Source organism: Nonomuraea sp. KM90, from assembly GCF_052246675.1.
GTDB lineage: Bacteria > Actinomycetota > Actinomycetes > Streptosporangiales > Streptosporangiaceae > Nonomuraea.
This window is the reverse complement of the sequence record NZ_JBQQCB010000062.1, coordinates 1-15,896: the sequence shown is the minus strand read 5'-3', so window position 1 is coordinate 15,896 and position 15,896 is coordinate 1. Positions and strand designations below refer to the sequence as shown.

Here is a 15,896-nt window from a genome sequence, read left to right as displayed (position 1 = left end):
CCATGTGGAGAGCACTCGTCGCGGTGAGCGCGCTGGAACTCCGCACCCGGCTGCGCGACGGCACCGCCCTGGTCATCGCGCTGATCGTCCCGGTGACCCTGGCCACGCTGTTCAGCCTGGTTCTCGGCGGCGACGACCCGCCGCTGCGGGCGACGGTGGGGTTCGTGGACCTGGACGGCGGCGAGTTCCCCGCGAGCGTACGCCGCGAGGTGCTGGCGTCGGAGGAGTTGCGGGGCAGCGTGACCCTGCGCGACCTGCCCGGCCGGCAGCAGGCGCAGCAGGCCCTGGACGCCGACGAGATCGGCTCGGCCATCGTCTTCCCCGCTGGGTTCAGCCGGAGCGTGGGCGCCGGGGAGGGCGGCGACGTGGCCGTCCTGACCTCCCCGAAGTCGCCCCTGGCCGGCGTGGTGGCCGGCGCCATCGTCGACCGCATCTCCGCCCTGGTGGACGCCAGGACGCTCGCGGTACGCGCCGCGCTGCTGGCCGGGGTGCCCGGCGACGAGGTCAAGGAGCTGGTGGAGCGCAACGGCGCCGCCGGGCCCGCCCTGACCCTGGCCGGCGACCCGCTGTCCGGCGGCAAGGTGGATCTGTCGGTCTACTACGGCTCCGGCATGGCGGCGCTGTTCGCCTTCTTCGTGGTCGGAGCGTCCTTCCGCGGCCTGCTCACCGAGCGCAGGCTCGGCACGCTCGACCGGATGCGCGCCGGGCCGCTGGCCGTGTGGGTGCCGTTCGCCGGCAAGGCCGCCGTGGGATTCACCCTGGCCCTGGTCAGCGTCTGCGTCACCTGGGCGGCCTCGGTGCTCGTCTCCGGCGCGACCTGGGGCGATCCGGCGGCCGTGTTCGTGGTGCTGCTGGCGCACGTGCTGGCCGCCGCGGCGATCACCATGCTGGTGGCCGGCCGGGTGAGGACCGACGCGCAGGCCGACGGCGTGCTCATGGTGGTCTCGTTCGTGATGGCCTTCCTCGGCGGCAGCCTCGTGCCGACGCACAACCTCCCCGGCGTGCTGCAGGGCGCCGCCCTGCTCACCCCGAACGGGTGGACGTCCCGGGCGCTCACCGAGCTGGCCGGCTCCGGTACGGGACTGATCGCCGTGGCCGGGCCCGTCGCCGTCCTGTGCGCGATCGCGCTGGTCGCGGGCGTCCTGGCCGTGATCGGGCTGAAGAAGGGAATGCTGCTGTGACCGCGAAGCCACGGCCCGTCCTGGCGCTGGTGTCCGCCAACCTGCGGCGGCACGCCCGCGACCGGGTCGGCCTGTTCTTCATGGTGGTCATGCCGTTCGTCTCCATCGTCTTCGTCGGGATGGCCATCGGGGGCGGGACGGACCGGCTGCCCGTCGGCGTGGTCGCCCACGGCTCCGACCCCGTCACCACCGCCCTGCTGGCGGAGCTGCGCGGCCGCCCCGACCTGGAGATCAGCGTGGCGGGTTCGGCGGCGGAGCTGCGCTCCGGCGTGCGCGCGGGCTCGCTGGCCGCCGGGCTGGTGATCCCGCGGGACCCCGCCCGCCTCGAACTCTCGTCGTGACCCAGACCAACGGCAGCGGCCTGGCCGCCCGCAGCGCCATCGACGTCGCGGTGGGCAGGGTGGCCGCCGTCCAGGAGGCCACCAGGGCGGCCATGGCGGCCGGCGCCACCCCGGACCGGGCCGCCGCGTACGTCCGGCAGGCGCAGGCGGAGTCGGGCCGGGTCGCCGTGAGCGGCGCAGCCCCGGGCCGCGCCACCTCCGCCGACCCGCGCGGCTTCGCCTACACGGCCCCGGCCAACCTGCTGCTGTTCACCTTCATCAACTCCATGGCCGTGGCCGCGGCCCTGGTCGAGAGCCGCCGGCTCGGCATGCTCCAGCGCGCGCTTACCGCCCCCGTCCGGCGCCGGTCGGTGCTGCTCGGCGAGGCGCTGAGCCGGTTCATCGTGGCGCTGGCCCAGGCCGTGCTGATCGTCGTGGTCAGCGCGCTGGCGTTCGGCATCTCGTGGGGCGACCCGCTCGGCGTGGCGGCCGTCGTGGTCGCGTTCTCGCTGGTGGCCACGGGCGCGGCGCTCCTGGCCGGCACCCTGCTGCGCTCGCCCGACCAGGCCCCCGCGATCGGCCCCCCGCTCGGCGTGGTCCTCGGCATGCTCGGCGGCTGCCTGTGGCCGCGAGAGTCGTCGGGCGAGGTGATCAACGCCATCGGCCACCTCTTCCCGCACGCCTGGGGGATGGACGCGCTGCTGACCCTCGCTCAGCCCGGCACCGGCCTCACCGCGGTGCTGCCCCAGGTCGCCGTGCTGGCCGGGATGGCCGCGCTGCTGCTGGGTGCCGCGCTGGCCCTGTTCAGCCGCCGCGCACTGACCGGCATCTAGAAAGGACGGGTCGCGATGAAGGGCATCCTGCTCGCCGGAGGGAGGGGCACCCGGCTGCTGCCCACCACGCTGGCGGTCTCCAAGCAACTCCTGCCGGTCAACGACAAGCCGCTGGTGTACTTCCCGCTGTCGGTGCTGATGCTGGCGGGCATCAGGGACATCCTGCTGATCACCACGCCGGAGGACCTGCCCCAGCTGCACCGGCTCCTCGGCGACGGCTCCCACCTCGGCCTGCGCATCGCGTACGCCGAGCAGCCCGAGCCCAACGGCATCGCCGAGGCGCTGCTGATCGGGGCCGAGCACATCGGCGGCGGCCCGGTCGCGCTCATCCTCGGCGACAACGTCTTCCACGGCTACTCCTTCCAGGAGCTGCTCCGGCAGGAGTGCCGCGACGTGGACGGCTGCGTGCTGTTCGGCTATCCGGTCAGCGACCCCCACCGGTACGGCATCGCCGAGGCCGACGCCGCCGGCAGGCTGCTGTCCATCGAGGAGAAGCCGGGCGCGCCCCGGTCCAACCAGGCCGTCGTCGGCCTCTACCTCTACGACGGCGAGGCCGTCGACATCGCCAAGAACCTCACCCCCTCCGCCCGTGGCGAGCTGGAGATCAGCGACGTCAACCGGGCCTATCTGGAGCGTGGCAAGGCGAAGCTGGTCAACCTCGGCCGTGGCTTCGCCTGGATCGACGCGGGGACGCCGGAGTCCCTCCTCCAGGCCGGGCAGTACGTCCAGCTCCTGGAGCAACGGCAGGGCGTCCGGATCGCCTGCCTGGAGGAGATAGCCCTGCGCATGGGCTACATCGACGCCGGGGAATGCCACCGGCTCGGCGCCGCACTCGGTAATTCCGGCTACGGCCAGTACGTGCTCTCGGTGGCGGAGCAGTTCGGGAAGAAATAAGGGGAGGCAGGACCATGACGTTGATGACGTCGTTCACGGGCAGGCCGCCGGCCGGCGGGGCCCACGTGACGGACGTGTACCGCTATGCGGCGCGCAAGGGCGCCATAGAGGCGTTCGAGGTGGCGGCCGCGGATCTGGGGATCGGGACGGGGGAGCTGATGGAGGCGGTGCGGCATCTGGTCGAGAGCCGCCTGCTGCGCCCGGACGAGGACGGGGGCGAGCGGTACGTACCGGTCGATCCCGAGCTGGCCGCCGCCTCTCTCGTGTCCACCGTGGAGCGGGAGATCTACCGGCGCAGGGAGTTGATCGACCAGATCCGCGAGCGGATCGGGCTGTTCGAGGTCCGGCCGGACGACGCCAGGGGCTCGGCCCCGAGCACGGTGGAGTACCTGGTGGGGACCATGGAGGTGCGCGGCTTCCTGAAGACGGCCGGCGACGCCTGCCGCGACGAGGTGCTGGTGTTACAGGCGGGCGGTGTGGTCGAGGACCTGGCGGAGACCTTCCTGACCCTGGTGGCCAGGGGAGTCACCGTGCGCATCATCTGCCAGCACCGCAACCGGGCCGACGTGGGCACCCGGATGCGGATGAAGCGGCTGACCGACGCGGGCGCGGCGATCTACACCGTCAGCCACGTGCCGAGGTCGGCCATCGTCTTCGACCGGTCCCTGGTCGTGCTGTTCGGCGTGGACGACGCCGAGCCCGGTGAGTCCGACGTCATCGAGGCCAACGTCGCCCGCGTGCACAACCAGGGGATCGCCCAGTTCTTCCTGGACCTGTTCAACCACCTGTGGGAGACGGCCACCCCGCTGGTGGGCATCGAATTCGGCTACGCGGACGTGGCCGACGACCTCCAGCAGTCCATCGCGGCCCTGATGGCCAAGGGCTACACCGACGAGGTGGTGGCCAGGAAGCTGGGCATGTCGGTGCGGAGCTGCCGCCGGCACATCGCCACGATGATGCGGGACCTCGACGCGACCAGCCGGTTCCAGGCGGGGGTCCAGGCGGCCAGGAAGTTCCTCCAGACCGGCTGACCCCCGGTGCCTCAGCCCTGGCCGGGTGTGGCGACCGCCACGTCGGCCAGGGCCCGGGCGCGCTCGACGACCAGCTCGACGCCGAGCACCAGGTCCTCGAAGGCCATCCGGGGGTCCAGGCACATCCGGACCGAGCAGTTGGCGTCCTCGGCGTCGACGCCGATGGCGGTCAGCACGTAGGAGGGCTCCTGGGAGCCGGAGTTGCACGCCGACCCGGTCGACAGGGCCACCGACCGCAGGCTGGAGACCAGGCTCTCGCCGCGCACGCCGGGCAGCACCACGCTCAGCACGTGTGGCACGCCCGCGTCCGGGTCGCCGTTGACCCGCACGCCCGGGATCCCGGCCCTGAGGATGTCCAGCGCCGTGGCGCGCAGCCGGCGGACCCGCCGCCACTCGGCGTCCAGCCGGTCCGCGGCCAGCTCGCACGCCTTGCCCAGCCCGACCACGAGGTGGGTGGGGATCGTGCCGCTGCGCAGCGCGTGCTGGCCGCCGCCGTACATCACCGGCCGCAGCCGGTGGCGGATCTCCCGCCGTACGTACAGGGCGCCGACGCCCTTCGGGCCGTGGATCTTGTGGGCCGAGATCGACAGGGTGTCGGCCCCCGCCTCCCGCACCTCGATCGGGATGCGCCCGGCGGCCTGCGCGGCGTCCACGTGCAGCAGGGCGCCGGCCGCGTGGCAGAGGGCGGCCATCGCCGCCACCGGCTGCACGACGCCGATCTCGCTGTTGACCCACGCGGCCGTGGCCACCCGGGTGTTCAGGTCGATCCGCCCGGCGAGGTGGTCCAGGTCCACCCGGCCGCTCGGCAGCACCCGCATGGTCCTGGTCTCGACGCCGCGGGCGGCCAGCGCCTGCCCGACGGCCAGCGAGGACTTGTGGTCGGTCGGGCAGAAGACGCCGTTGACCGGGGCGGTGTCGTGGTGGGCGAACATGCCGAGCAGCGCGATGTTGTTGCTCTCGGTCGCGCCCGAGGTGAAAACGACCTCGCCGGGGTCGGCCCCGATCAGCCGGGCCGTGGACTCGGTGGCCGCGTCGACCGCCCGCCTGGCCCGCTTGCCCATGACGTGCGGGGAGGAGGGGTTGCCGTACTCCTCCCGCAGGAACGGCAGCATGGCGTCGAGCACCTCGTCGTCCACCCGCGTGGTGGCGCAGCCGTCCAGGTAGATGACCTTCATCGGGGTCACCGCCGGAACGTGCTGACGGTGACGAGGTTGCCGTAGATCTCCTCTTGGGACATCTCGCCGCTGCCGCCGGGGTCGGCGACGACCACCCGCATGCCGGGCAGGTCGTACAGGCTGAGCGCGATGTCCACGCCGGTCTCCACCGGCATCAGGCACTCGCCGGGCGCGAAGATCAGCAGGTTGCGGTGCCCGGCGCGGTACACCTCGGAGACCATCTCGGTGATCTCGCCGGCGCACCCGGTGATGCCGCAGCTGATCAGCGTCCGGTAGTTGCCGTCGGCGTCCAGGAAGGCCACCTCGGTGTCCCGGGAGCCCGCGTCGAGGAAGCGCTTCTCCAGCCGCCCCTGCTTGACGAACCGGTCGGCGGCCTTCTGGAAGCGGTACTTCAGCCAGGTCTCGGGGAAGGCGAGCGGGTGCTTCCGGCTCGGCAGGACGCTCTCCTGCGTCAGCCCGGCCTCGCACAGCGCCTTCTCGTAGGAGGCGGGCAGCGCGGCGAGGTTCGCCAGGAACTCCGCGCGCAGCTCGCTCGCCGGGCGGCCGGCGTTCGGCACGTACTGCCAGTCGTTGATGAGCAGCAGCAGCCGGACGTCCGCGCCGGTCCCGGCGTACTCCTGGAGCAGGTCCACCGACATCCGCCAGGTGTAGCCGGGGAAGATGCCGACGCGGCCGGCGATCCGGCGGCGCATGGTCTCGTCCTGGTGCTCCTCGATGACGCCGGGCGTCAGCCGCCCGGACGCGGGGTCCTCGAACAGCATGAAATGGCCACCCATGATGACCAGGTCGGCGAGGTCGCCGCCGGGCAGTTCGCGGGCGATCGCCTGGCGCAGCTCCTGCTCCGAGGCGACCAACCGGCGGCTTTTGACCACCTGGCCGGTAAGAGCGTGGTTCATGATGCGTTCACTCCGAGTTGCTAGGGATCTGGCTGGACGGTGTCCGCCGGCGGGGAGCCAACCGGCCCGCCAGCGCGGCCAACGGTGCGGGACCGGCGAGCTGCTGGAGGGACAGGCCCTCCCAGCCGCGCCTGCCCAGGTCGGCCAGCACCTGCGGGATGCGCAGGGCCCGGCCTCCGGCGAGCGTGTAACTGCGGGAAGGGTCGATGTGGGCCAGGCCGTGCGCGTCCCGCACGGCCTCGGCCAGCGCCTGTACGGCCGCGGACGGCGGCTCGCCGGTCGCGGCGGCGTCCCGGATCCGGCCGGCCGGCCGGGGCGGCGCGAACGCGGCCTGCCCGGCCGCCTCGCTGATCCGCAGGTCGGCCGCGGGGTCGTCGTGCGCGAGCACCAGGGCCTCCAGGCCGCGCAGGAACCGCTCGACGGAGGCGGCGTCCATGACCGAGGACATGGCGTGGAGCGACAGGGAGACGGCGTCACACCACTGGTCGACACGCAGGTACGTGTCCAGGCCGCAGTGCGCCCACGACTCCGGCTCCGGGTTCCAGGTGAAGGCGCTGCGCCGGCCGCCGTACTCCTTGGTGCGCTGCTTGATGAAGTTGACCTCCGACCCCAGCCGCACCTCCCCGCCACGCGCGGACCCCTCGCGCGACACCATCTCGACGACCTTGTCGTAGGGCACGTACGCGTGCTCCCCGGCCCGCCCGAAGCTCTCCGACACCCGCCGCAGCAGCTCCCCGAACCCCGGGTCGCCGGAGCAGTCCACCCTGACCAGCATCGGGGAGAACATGCAGGTCATCACGTCCGGGTACGGATGCGTCTGCCGGTTGCTGACGAACGACAGGAACCCCACCGACTCCTGGCCGGTGTAGAGCGCCATCATGGCCGTGTACGCGGCCAGGTGCACCAGCGACGGCCACACCCCGTGCCTGCCCGCGATACGCTGCCCGGCCGCCAGCAGCGCGGGCGAGATCAGCGTCGCGTGCCTGGCCACGGGTCCCTCCGCCGGCCCCTCCGCCGGCCCGCGCCGGCCCGCGAACGGATCGAGGGGCAGCCGCGCCACCTCCTCCTGCCAGTGCGCCATGGCGCGCGCCGCCACGATGGCCGCGTCCGCCGACGCCTCGTGGCGGGCCAGGTCGGACGGCTGGTGCCGGACCGGGGCCAGCGCGACCTGGCGGCGGGCGGCGGAGGCGGCCGACTGCGTCCGCAGCTCCCGCTTGATCTCCCCCAGCGTCCAGACGTCCACGGCCAGGTGGTTGAGCACCAGCACGCACTGCTTCGGGGCGCCGCCCGTGGTGATCAGGCAGGCGCGGATCGGCCACTCGCCGGCCAGGTCGAACGGCCGCCGGGTGAGCTCGTCGATCACGTCCACGGGGGTGGCGGTGCCGTCCCGCTCCGTGGAGACCTCGATCACCGGCAGCGCGCGCGGCGGATCCACCCGCTGCTCGGGCTCGGGTCCGAGGTGGTACGTCGTCCGCAGGACCTCGTGCCGGCGGGTGAGATGGGTGAGCAGCGCCCGGCAGCGGGCGGTCGTGAGCCCGTCGGGCACCCGGAAGCGCAGCACCACGTGCGTCTCGTGCTGGTGCTCCGGCGGCAGCTGATGGACGCGCAGCCACATGTAACGCTGCCCCCAGCACAGGCTCGCTGATTTCATCAGGCATTCACCTCTACGGATTACGCAACACCCGAATACAATGAGAATTGGTCTTTCCCGGCCGCGGGGCAATGGGTGCGCAATGGCCGGTTCGGCGCGGGACAAGCTGCCAGCCGGGCCGCTCTTGACCTGACCCCGAAATTTTCGGCAGCCTCTTCTCACAAAGTGATGAATCCGTGAGATGGGGGCATCGCCATGCTGGAAATTCCGGATGGTTTCCAGAGCCTTTTGCGGACGCATCTGCCGTACGCGGATGCCGGGGCTCTGACGGCTCACGACGAGCTGGGCGCGCTCGGGCTCGACTCGATGGGGGTCGTGCGGCTGCTGGTCGACGTCGAGAACGCGTACGGGGTCGAGCTGCCCGACGAGCTGCTGAACGAGGCGACGTTCGCCACGGTCGGCTCGCTCTGGCAGACGCTGGCCTCGTGGTGGCCGCCACTCCGCTGACCACCCGGCGCGACCGCCTGTCACCGGCCGCCTGTCACCGGCCCGCGGCCGATCGCGCCGCGCGGCCGGTCAGCCGTTCAGCGCCGCCGCCGTGGCGCGGCGGTCCACCTTGCCGTTGGCGTTCAGGGGGAGCTCGTCCAGCAGGGTGACCGAGCGCGGCACCATGTAGCCGGGCAGCACCGCCGCGACCCCCTTGACCAGCGCCACCGGATCCAGGCCGACGCCGGTGCAGGCGGCCTCGAGCGCCGGCTCGCCGTCCCCGTCCGGCACCGCCAGCACGACCGCCTCGTGCACGCCCGGCTGGTTCCGCAGGGCGGCCTCGACCTCGCCCAGCTCCACCCGATGCCCCGAGATCTTGACCTGCTGGTCCAACCGGCCCAGGTGCACCAGCAGCCCGTCACGCCAGGCCACCCGGTCCCCGGTCCGGTACCACAGCTCCGGCGCCACCGTGGCCCCCGCCGGCTCCGCCGGGGTCGCGCGTACGCCGTCGAAAGCCACGAAGCGCCCCGCGTTCACCCCGGGGTCGTGGTAGCCGGGGAAGCGCTGCACGCCGCGCAGGCACAGCTCGCCCTCGGCGGCGGGCCGGCCCGTACCGTCCAGCACCAGCCGCTCCACCCCCGGGTACGGCAGGCCGATCGGCACCGTCCCGTTGGCCGGCTCCGGCCAGCGCGACCGGTCGGCCGGCAGGCGGTACTCGGTGCAGCTGATGGTCAGCTCCGTCGGGCCGTACAGGTTCTCCAGGACGCTGCCCGGCGCGGCCACCCGCCACGCGTCCGCCTGCCGCACCGTCAGCGGCTCCCCGCAGAACAGGCTCCAGCGCAGCGACGGCATCGCCCCGGGCGCCAGCCGGCGCAGCCGCATGGCCATCGACACCACCGACGGCACGCTGAACCAGTGCGTCAGCCGCTCGCGGGAGACGAAGGCCACCGGCTTGAGCAGGTCGTACGGGCCCGGCACGACCAGCGTGGCCCCGCCGCCCCAGGCGGCGAACATGTCGAACACCGACAGGTCGAAGGTCAGGTCGAAGGTCTGCGACACGCGGCAGCCGGGGGCGAGCTCGTAGCGGGGGACCACGTGGGCCAGGTACGCGTCCACGCTGCGGTGGCGCAGCGGCACGCCCTTCGGCACGCCGGTGGAGCCCGAGGTGAACAGGAGGTACGCCAGGTCGTCCACCCCGGCCCGGAGCGTGTCGGGCAGGCCGCGCGGCGGGGCGTCCAGCCGGTCCAGGCGCAGCGACAGCGTGGCGGCGGGCAGCACGGGCGGCCGCAGGGCGGCGTCGGCCAGGACGAGGTCGAGCCCGGCGGCCCCGGCCACCGCCCGGTTGCGCGCGGCGGGGGCGGCGGGGTTCAGCGGGACGGCGGTCGCGCCGAGCCGCTGGATCGCCAGGTAACCGGCGTAGGCGAGGACGCTGCGCGCCGCGTACAGGCCGACGCGGGCCGGCGGCTCGCCGCACGCGCCGACGATCTCGGCGGCCAGCCGCCGGGAGAGCGCGTCGAGCTCGGTGTAGGTGTGACGGGCCCCGCCCACCTCCAACGCGACCCGCTCGCCGTGGCGGGCGGCGGAGTCGGCGAACCACTGGTAAAGGGTGCGTTCCATGGCCTCTCCACAAGGGTGAGCGCGGCTCGGGCGGATCGGGCGCCGAGCGGCGACGGCGGCCGCTAGCGCGGCGGCTCGGGCGGTTCGGGCGGGAACAGCGACGGCGGCATCGCGGCGCCCACGTTCCACAGGTCCTTCAGCGCGTGCTGCGGGTCGGTCACCGCCAGCCGCACGCCGGCCACGAGCGTCCGCATGATGTCGGTCATCGCCTCGGCCGGCAGCACCTCGGGGTCGGCCAGCATCAGCACGCTGGTGCACCCGCCGCGCACCTCCACCCGCACCCGGAACGCCTGGCCGTACTGCTGGGCCAGCGGGGTCCAGGCCAGCTCGGCCGGGCTGGGGTCGTGCGGGTCGCTGGGGCGGCGGTCCACCTGGATGTAGTTGAACCAGGCGCGGAACAGGTGGTTGACCCAGCAGTCGTGCTCCGGCCGCTCGCCCAGCTCGGCCGCCAGGGCGGCGATCCGGTCGAAGTCGTAGCAGGAGTGCCGGTAGGCCTTGGCACTGGCCCAGTGCAGGCGCTTGAGGTGGTCGGCCAGCGTGGCACGCAGGTCCACGGCCGTGACGAACGGGATGAGCTGGTTCATCGTGCCCACGTTGTGCTGGTCCTCCGGGTCGAACCGGTTGGAGGACATCAGGCTCATCGTCACCCGGTCGGTGTCCAGGTGGCGGGCCAGCCCCGCGGCGACGAACGCCATCACCACGGCCGGGGCGGTGACCCCGTGCCGCTTCCCCGCCTCCGCCGCCAGGCCGCCCAGGCTCCGCGAGCGCAGCGTCAGCTCCAGCCGGTTGCGCTTGACCTTGGCCGGCAGTGTGGGCAGCCCGTCCATCAGGCCCTTGTCCAGCACCGCCCGCCAGTAGCGCTCCGAGCCCTCCTGCCGGGGCCGCCAGGACTCCTCCCGCTGCCGGCGCGCCAGCTCGCGCGGCGGCGGACCCACGGCCGCCGTCGCCCGGGGATCGGCCACCAGCGCCTTGAACTGGTCCTGCAGGTGGTGGATGGACCACAGGTCGACGATCCGGTGCGAGAACGTCAGCGACAGGTAGAGCGGCGTGCCCTCCGAGCTGACCAGCCTCCCGCGCCAGTTGGGGTCGCCGATCATGGAGAAAGGCTTCGCCACCAGCTCCGCCTTGGTCAGCTCGAACTCGGTGGGGTCGGTGACCACGCGGGCGTCGTCGTGTTCGACCGGCGGTGCCATCGCGTCGTGGACCCGCTGGACCGGCCGGCCGTCGCGTACGTGGTAGGTGGTGCGCAGCACCTCGTGCCGGTCCATGAGCCGCCGCAGCAGCTCCGTCACCCGGCCCGCGGAGAGGCCGCGCACGTCCCAGGTGACCGGCAGGTTGGCCTCCGCCAGCCAGTCGTCCGGATAGCGCTCGATTTCGCGCCAGCTGAAGAGCTGGCCGTTGCTGAGCGGCGCCTCGACGGACATGTGACCCCCTCCGCAGCTTTCTCCGTCCGTCATTCATCGCGGACCGGAACGCCTCGGGTCAAGGGCGCGGCCGGTGGGCGGCGGTGGCCACAAAAGGTGGCAACTATATGACGGCGGGCGGGGCGTGTGCCGGGGCGGAAAAGAACCTTATGGTCGCAGCAACTAAGTCATAGCCGCGAACTCGCACGGCTGTCGAGTAATTCTGCGCAGTCGTCCGGAAAAACCGTCGGCGTCATATTCGACGATCCCCGAGTGCTGAGGTGGCGCTTTGATGGCTGGCGAGTCGACACAGCGGACCGTGAACGATGTCCCCGTGGCCGTCGCCGTTGTCGGCATGGCCTGCCGGCTGCCGCGGGCCGCCGATCCCGGGCGGTTCTGGCGGCTGCTGCGCGAGGGCGTGGACGCGGTCACCGACGCGCCCGAGGGGCGCCGGCCGGCCGGCGCCGCGTACCGGCGCGGGGGGTTCCTGGAGGACGTCGACGGGTTCGACGCGGCCTTCTTCGGCATCTCGCCCAACGAGGCCGCGGTCATGGACCCGCACCAGCGCCTGGCGCTCGAGCTGGCCTGGGAGGCGCTGGAGAACGCGCGCGCGGTGCCCACGGCGCTGCGCGGGCGCGCCGCCGGGGTCTTCCTGGGCTCCATCTCCAACGACTACGCCGCGCTGCAGGACCGGCTCGGGGTCGGCGACCTCGGCCGGCACGCCTACACCGGCGCGAACCGGGCCATGATCGCCAACCGCGTCTCGTACGTCCTCGGCCTGCGCGGCCCCAGCCTGACCCTCGACACCGGCCAGTCGTCCTCGCTCGTGGCCGTCTGGATGGCCGCCGAGAGCCTGCGCCGGGGCGAGAGCGAGCTCGCCCTGGCCGGCGGGGTGAACCTGAACCTGCTGGCCGAGACCACCACCGCCATCGGCAACTTCGGCGCGCTGTCGCCCGACGGGCGCTGCCACGTCTTCGACCGCCGGGCCAACGGCTACGTGCGGGGCGAGGGCGGCGCGCTGGTGGTGCTCAAGCGGCTCACGGACGCGCTGGCGGACGGCGACCCGGTGCACGCGGTGATCCTGGGCGGGGCGATCAACAACGACGGCGGCGGCGACGGGCTGACCGTGCCCAGCGGTCAGGCCCAGCAGGAGGTCATCACGCTCGCCTGCGCCACGGCCGGGGTGACGCCCGCGCAGGTCCAGTACGTGGAGCTGCACGGGACCGGCACCAAGGTGGGCGATCCGGTGGAGGCCGCGGCGCTCGGCGCCACGTACGGCGCCGCCCGGCCCGGCACCGAGCCGCTGCTGGTGGGCTCGGTCAAGACCAACATCGGCCACCTGGAGGGCGCCGCCGGCATCGCGGGGCTGCTGAAGGTGGTCCTGGCGCTCAAGCACCGCGAGCTGCCCCCCAGCCTGCACTTCGAGTCGCCCCCGCCGGAGATCCCGCTGGAGGAGCTGCGCCTGCGCGTCGTCCGCAGCCCGCGGGACTGGCCGGACGGCGACGGGTCGCCGGTGGCGGGCGTCAGCTCCTTCGGCATGGGGGGCACCAACTGCCACCTCATCCTCACCGCGCCCCCCACGGACCTCCCCGCGCCTCCCGCGCCGGCGTCCCCCTCCGTGCCCGGCTCCATGCGGGCAGCGACCTGGGCGCGTGTAGCCGACCCGGGAGCGGTGGCGCCCTGGGTGGTGTCGGCGCGGGCGGAAGGGGCGTTGCGGGCGCAGGCCGCGCGGCTCTCCGCGCCGGCCGGCGATCCGGCGGTGGAGCCGGGTGACGTGGCGCTGAGCCTGGTGCGCACCCGGGCCGCCCTCGACCGGCGCGCGGTGGTCCTCGCCGGGGACCGTGACACGCGACTGGCGGCACTCGACGCGCTGGCCGCCGGCCTGCCGCACGACGCACTGGTGACCGGGACGGCCCCCGGCGGCGGTCCCGGTCACGAGACCGGCGGCGGACGGGCCTTCGTCTTCCCCGGGCAGGGGTCGCAGTGGCCGGGGATGGCCCGCGACCTGGCGGCCGCCTCGCCGGTGTTCGCCGGGCGCCTGGCCGCGTGCGCCGACGCGCTCGCCCCCTTCACCGACTTCTCCCTCCTGGACGTGCTCCACGAACGCCCCGGCGCCCCCGGCCTGGACCGCGTGGACGTCGTCCAGCCCGCGCTCTGGGCGGTCATGGTCGGCCTCGCCGAGCTGTGGCGGGCCCACGGCGTCGAGCCCGGCGTGGTCGTCGGCCACTCCCAGGGGGAGATCGCCGCGGCCACCGTCATCGGCGCGCTGACCCTGTCCGACGCCGCCAGGGTCGTGGCCCTGCGCAGCCGCGCCATCGCGGGCATCGCCGGCAGCGGCGGCATGATGTCCGTCGCCGCCCCCCTCGACCTGGTGGAGCGGGCCATCGCGGACCTGGCCGCACCCGTCTCCGTCGCCGCCTTCAACGGGCCGCGCTCCGTCGTGGTCTCCGGCCCGCGCGAGGCGCTGGCGGAGCTGGCGGCACGGCTGGGCGACCACCCCACCAAGATCATCCCGGTCAGCTACGCCTCCCACTCGCCCGAGGTCGAGCAGGTACGCGACGAGGTCCTGGCCGCGCTCGCCCCGATCAGGCCGGTGAGCAGCGCCACCACGTTCGTCTCCACCCTCACCGGCGAGCCGATGGACACCGCCGGTCTCGACGCCGGCTACTGGTACCGCAGCCTGCGCCGGCCCGTGCGCTTCGCGCAGGCCGTGCGGGTGGCGCTCGACGCGCGCTGCGAGCTGTTCGTCGAGTGCAGCCCGCACCCCGTGCTGGTGACCGGGGTGGAGGAGACCGCCGAGGCGGCCGGGCACGACGTGGCCGCGGTCGGCACGCTGCGCCGCGGCGAGGGTGGCCGCGAGCGGGTGGTCCGCTCGCTCGCCCAGGCGTACGCGTGGGGAGCCCCGGTGGACTGGGCCGGCCTCTGCGAGACGGACGGGGCGCGAATCGTCGACCTGCCCACCTACCCGTTCCAGCGCCGCAGCCACACCCCGCCGCTCACCGCCGGACGGAGGAGCCCCTCGCAGGTGGCAGCCCCGGCCGAGGTGGAGCCCGACGTGCCGGCGGCCGCGCCGCGTTCCAGGGAGGAGCTTCGCGAGCTGGTGCTGTCCACCACCGCCCGGCTGCTCGGCTACGACGATGCGGCGGAGATCGCGCCCGGCAGGACGTTCAAGGACCTGGGGCTGGAGTCGGCGTCCGGCGTCGAGCTGCGCGACCGGCTGCGCACGGCGACCGGGCTGCGGCTGCCGACCGGGCTGCTGTACGACCACCCGACGCCCGACCGGCTCACCGCCCACCTGCACACGCTGCTGACCGGCGGCGACACCGCGGCGGCGCCCGCCGCCCCGGACACGGCCCCGGACGACGACCCGATCGTGGTGGTCGGCATGGGCTGCCGGTACCCGGGAGAGGTCACCTCGCCGGAGGGTCTGTGGCGGCTGGTCGCCGGCGGCACGGACGCGATCGGCGAGTTCCCCGCCAACCGGGGGTGGGACCTCGACGCGATCCTCGCCGACGGCCCCGGCCGCTCGGGGACCAGCGACACCAGGCACGGTGGATTCGTCTACGACGCCGACCTGTTCGACGCCGCGTTCTTCGGCATCAGCCCGCGCGAGGCGGCGGCCATGGACCCGCAGCAGCGGCTGCTGCTGGAGGTCTGCTGGGAGGCCCTGGAGCGGGCCGGGATCGACCCCGCCCAGTTGCGCGGCTCGGCCACCGGCGTGTTCGTGGGGGCGATGGCCCCCGACTACGGTCCCCGGTTGCACCAGGCCACCGGCGTCGCGGGCGGCCACCTGCTCACCGGAACCGCGCTCAGCGTCGTCTCCGGGCGCATCTCGTACACGCTGGGCCTGCGCGGACCGGCCATCACCACGGACACGGCCTGCTCGTCCTCGCTGGTCTCGATCGTGCTCGCGGCGCAGGCGCTGCGGCGCGGGGAGTGCTCCATGGCGCTGGCCGGCGGCGTCACCGTGATGTCCAGCCCGGGGATGTTCGTGGAGTTCAGCAGGCAGAACGGGCTGTCCGCCGACGGCCGGTGCAAGGCGTTCTCCGCCTCGGCCGACGGCACCGGATGGGCCGAGGGCGCGGGCGTGCTGCTGCTCGAACGGCTCTCCGACGCCCGCCGCCACGGCCACCCCGTCCTCGCCGTGATCAAGGGTGGCGCGGTCAACCAGGACGGCGCCAGCAACGGCCTCACCGCGCCCAGCGGGCAGGCCCAGCAGGAGGTCATCCAGCGAGCCCTGGCCGACGCCGGGCTCACCGCCGCCGACGTCGACGCGGTCGAGGCCCACGGCACCGGCACCCGGCTCGGCGACCCCATCGAAGCCGAGGCCATCACCGCCGTCTACGGGCGCGGGCGGCCGGCTGATCGGCCGGTGTGGCTGGGGTCGGTGAAGTCGAACATCGGGCATGCGCAGGCGGCTGCGGGTGTGGCGGGTGTGATCAAGATGGTGCTGGCGTTGGAGCGGCGGG

12 protein-coding genes are annotated in these 15,896 nt (G+C 73.8%); 7 read left to right on the top strand and 5 right to left on the bottom strand.

Going from position 1 to position 15,896, the window contains the following annotated elements; translation table 11 throughout:
- The first annotated feature begins 2 nt into the window (after positions 1 to 2).
- From ACTWPW_RS39535 to ACTWPW_RS39515, 5 genes are read left to right on the top strand one after another with little or no spacing between them, the layout of a single operon-like run.
- Positions 3 to 1,181 (top strand): ABC transporter permease, encoded by a 1,179-nt coding sequence (locus ACTWPW_RS39535; RefSeq protein WP_443171687.1) that lies wholly within the window; start codon positions 3 to 5, stop codon positions 1,179 to 1,181.
- Complete coding sequence (locus ACTWPW_RS39530) at positions 1,178 to 1,522, top strand: hypothetical protein (RefSeq protein WP_443171686.1); 345 nt, start codon at positions 1,178 to 1,180, stop codon at positions 1,520 to 1,522. Before ACTWPW_RS39535 ends, ACTWPW_RS39530 begins: the two co-directional genes overlap by 4 nt.
- Positions 1,519 to 2,334, top strand: a complete 816-nt coding sequence (locus ACTWPW_RS39525; RefSeq protein WP_443171685.1) for an ABC transporter permease — start codon at positions 1,519 to 1,521, stop codon at positions 2,332 to 2,334. The genes ACTWPW_RS39530 and ACTWPW_RS39525 overlap by 4 nt, the downstream gene beginning before the upstream one ends.
- A gap of 15 nt (positions 2,335 to 2,349) precedes the next feature.
- The gene (rfbA, locus tag ACTWPW_RS39520; protein WP_443171684.1) at positions 2,350 to 3,228 is read left to right on the top strand and encodes a glucose-1-phosphate thymidylyltransferase RfbA; all 879 of its coding nucleotides are present in this window, start codon (positions 2,350 to 2,352) and stop codon (positions 3,226 to 3,228) included.
- A gap of 23 nt (positions 3,229 to 3,251) precedes the next feature.
- Entirely contained in the window at positions 3,252 to 4,259 is a 1,008-nt protein-coding gene (locus tag ACTWPW_RS39515) for a hypothetical protein (protein WP_443171683.1), read from the top strand.
- 11 nt (positions 4,260 to 4,270) lie between these two features.
- Here the strand turns inward: ACTWPW_RS39515 and ACTWPW_RS39510 are convergent, their stop codons facing one another.
- From ACTWPW_RS39510 to ACTWPW_RS39500, 3 genes are read right to left on the bottom strand one after another with little or no spacing between them, the layout of a single operon-like run.
- Positions 4,271 to 5,434: a cysteine desulfurase family protein gene (locus ACTWPW_RS39510; protein ID WP_443171708.1), complete on the bottom strand. Its 1,164-nt coding sequence runs from the start codon at positions 5,432 to 5,434 to the stop codon at positions 4,271 to 4,273.
- A 5-nt stretch (positions 5,435 to 5,439) separates the two neighbouring features.
- Entirely contained in the window at positions 5,440 to 6,330 is an 891-nt protein-coding gene (locus ACTWPW_RS39505; RefSeq protein ID WP_443171682.1) for an LPD16 domain-containing protein, read from the bottom strand.
- A gap of 7 nt (positions 6,331 to 6,337) precedes the next feature.
- Positions 6,338 to 7,981 (bottom strand): condensation domain-containing protein, encoded by a 1,644-nt coding sequence (locus ACTWPW_RS39500; protein WP_375118940.1) that lies wholly within the window; start codon positions 7,979 to 7,981, stop codon positions 6,338 to 6,340.
- A 195-nt stretch (positions 7,982 to 8,176) separates the two neighbouring features.
- Here ACTWPW_RS39500 and ACTWPW_RS39495 point away from each other — a divergent pair, with 195 nt between their 5' ends.
- Positions 8,177 to 8,428, top strand: a complete 252-nt coding sequence (locus tag ACTWPW_RS39495) for a phosphopantetheine-binding protein (RefSeq protein WP_375118941.1) — start codon at positions 8,177 to 8,179, stop codon at positions 8,426 to 8,428.
- Positions 8,429 to 8,497: 69 nt separating this feature from the next.
- Here ACTWPW_RS39495 and ACTWPW_RS39490 read toward each other — a convergent pair whose 3' ends face one another.
- A complete protein-coding gene (locus tag ACTWPW_RS39490; protein WP_443171681.1) occupies positions 8,498 to 10,024 on the bottom strand; it encodes an amino acid adenylation domain-containing protein in 1,527 nt (508 codons plus the stop codon).
- Positions 10,025 to 10,086: 62 nt separating this feature from the next.
- Positions 10,087 to 11,448 (bottom strand): condensation domain-containing protein, encoded by a 1,362-nt coding sequence (locus tag ACTWPW_RS39485; RefSeq protein ID WP_443171680.1) that lies wholly within the window; start codon positions 11,446 to 11,448, stop codon positions 10,087 to 10,089.
- 334 nt (positions 11,449 to 11,782) lie between these two features.
- Here ACTWPW_RS39485 and ACTWPW_RS39480 point away from each other — a divergent pair.
- Positions 11,783 to 15,896: type I polyketide synthase (locus tag ACTWPW_RS39480; protein WP_443171707.1), on the top strand; the 4,114-nt coding region annotated here is incomplete at its 3' end.

What these genes read in the sequence shown, in the direction of transcription:
- ACTWPW_RS39495 (WP_375118941.1), top strand. Translation starts at nt 8,177, where the DNA reads ATGCTGGAAATTCCGGATGGTTTCCAGAGCCTTTTGCGGACGCATCTG.
- ACTWPW_RS39500 (WP_375118940.1), bottom strand. Translation starts at nt 7,981, where the DNA reads ATGAAATCAGCGAGCCTGTGCTGGGGGCAGCGTTACATGTGGCTGCGC.
- ACTWPW_RS39535 (WP_443171687.1), top strand. Translation starts at nt 3, where the DNA reads ATGTGGAGAGCACTCGTCGCGGTGAGCGCGCTGGAACTCCGCACCCGG.
- ACTWPW_RS39490 (WP_443171681.1), bottom strand. Translation starts at nt 10,024, where the DNA reads ATGGAACGCACCCTTTACCAGTGGTTCGCCGACTCCGCCGCCCGCCAC.
- rfbA (WP_443171684.1), top strand. Translation starts at nt 2,350, where the DNA reads ATGAAGGGCATCCTGCTCGCCGGAGGGAGGGGCACCCGGCTGCTGCCC.
- ACTWPW_RS39485 (WP_443171680.1), bottom strand. Translation starts at nt 11,448, where the DNA reads ATGTCCGTCGAGGCGCCGCTCAGCAACGGCCAGCTCTTCAGCTGGCGC.
- ACTWPW_RS39510 (WP_443171708.1), bottom strand. Translation starts at nt 5,434, where the DNA reads ATGAAGGTCATCTACCTGGACGGCTGCGCCACCACGCGGGTGGACGAC.
- ACTWPW_RS39505 (WP_443171682.1), bottom strand. Translation starts at nt 6,330, where the DNA reads ATGAACCACGCTCTTACCGGCCAGGTGGTCAAAAGCCGCCGGTTGGTC.
- ACTWPW_RS39515 (WP_443171683.1), top strand. Translation starts at nt 3,252, where the DNA reads ATGACGTCGTTCACGGGCAGGCCGCCGGCCGGCGGGGCCCACGTGACG.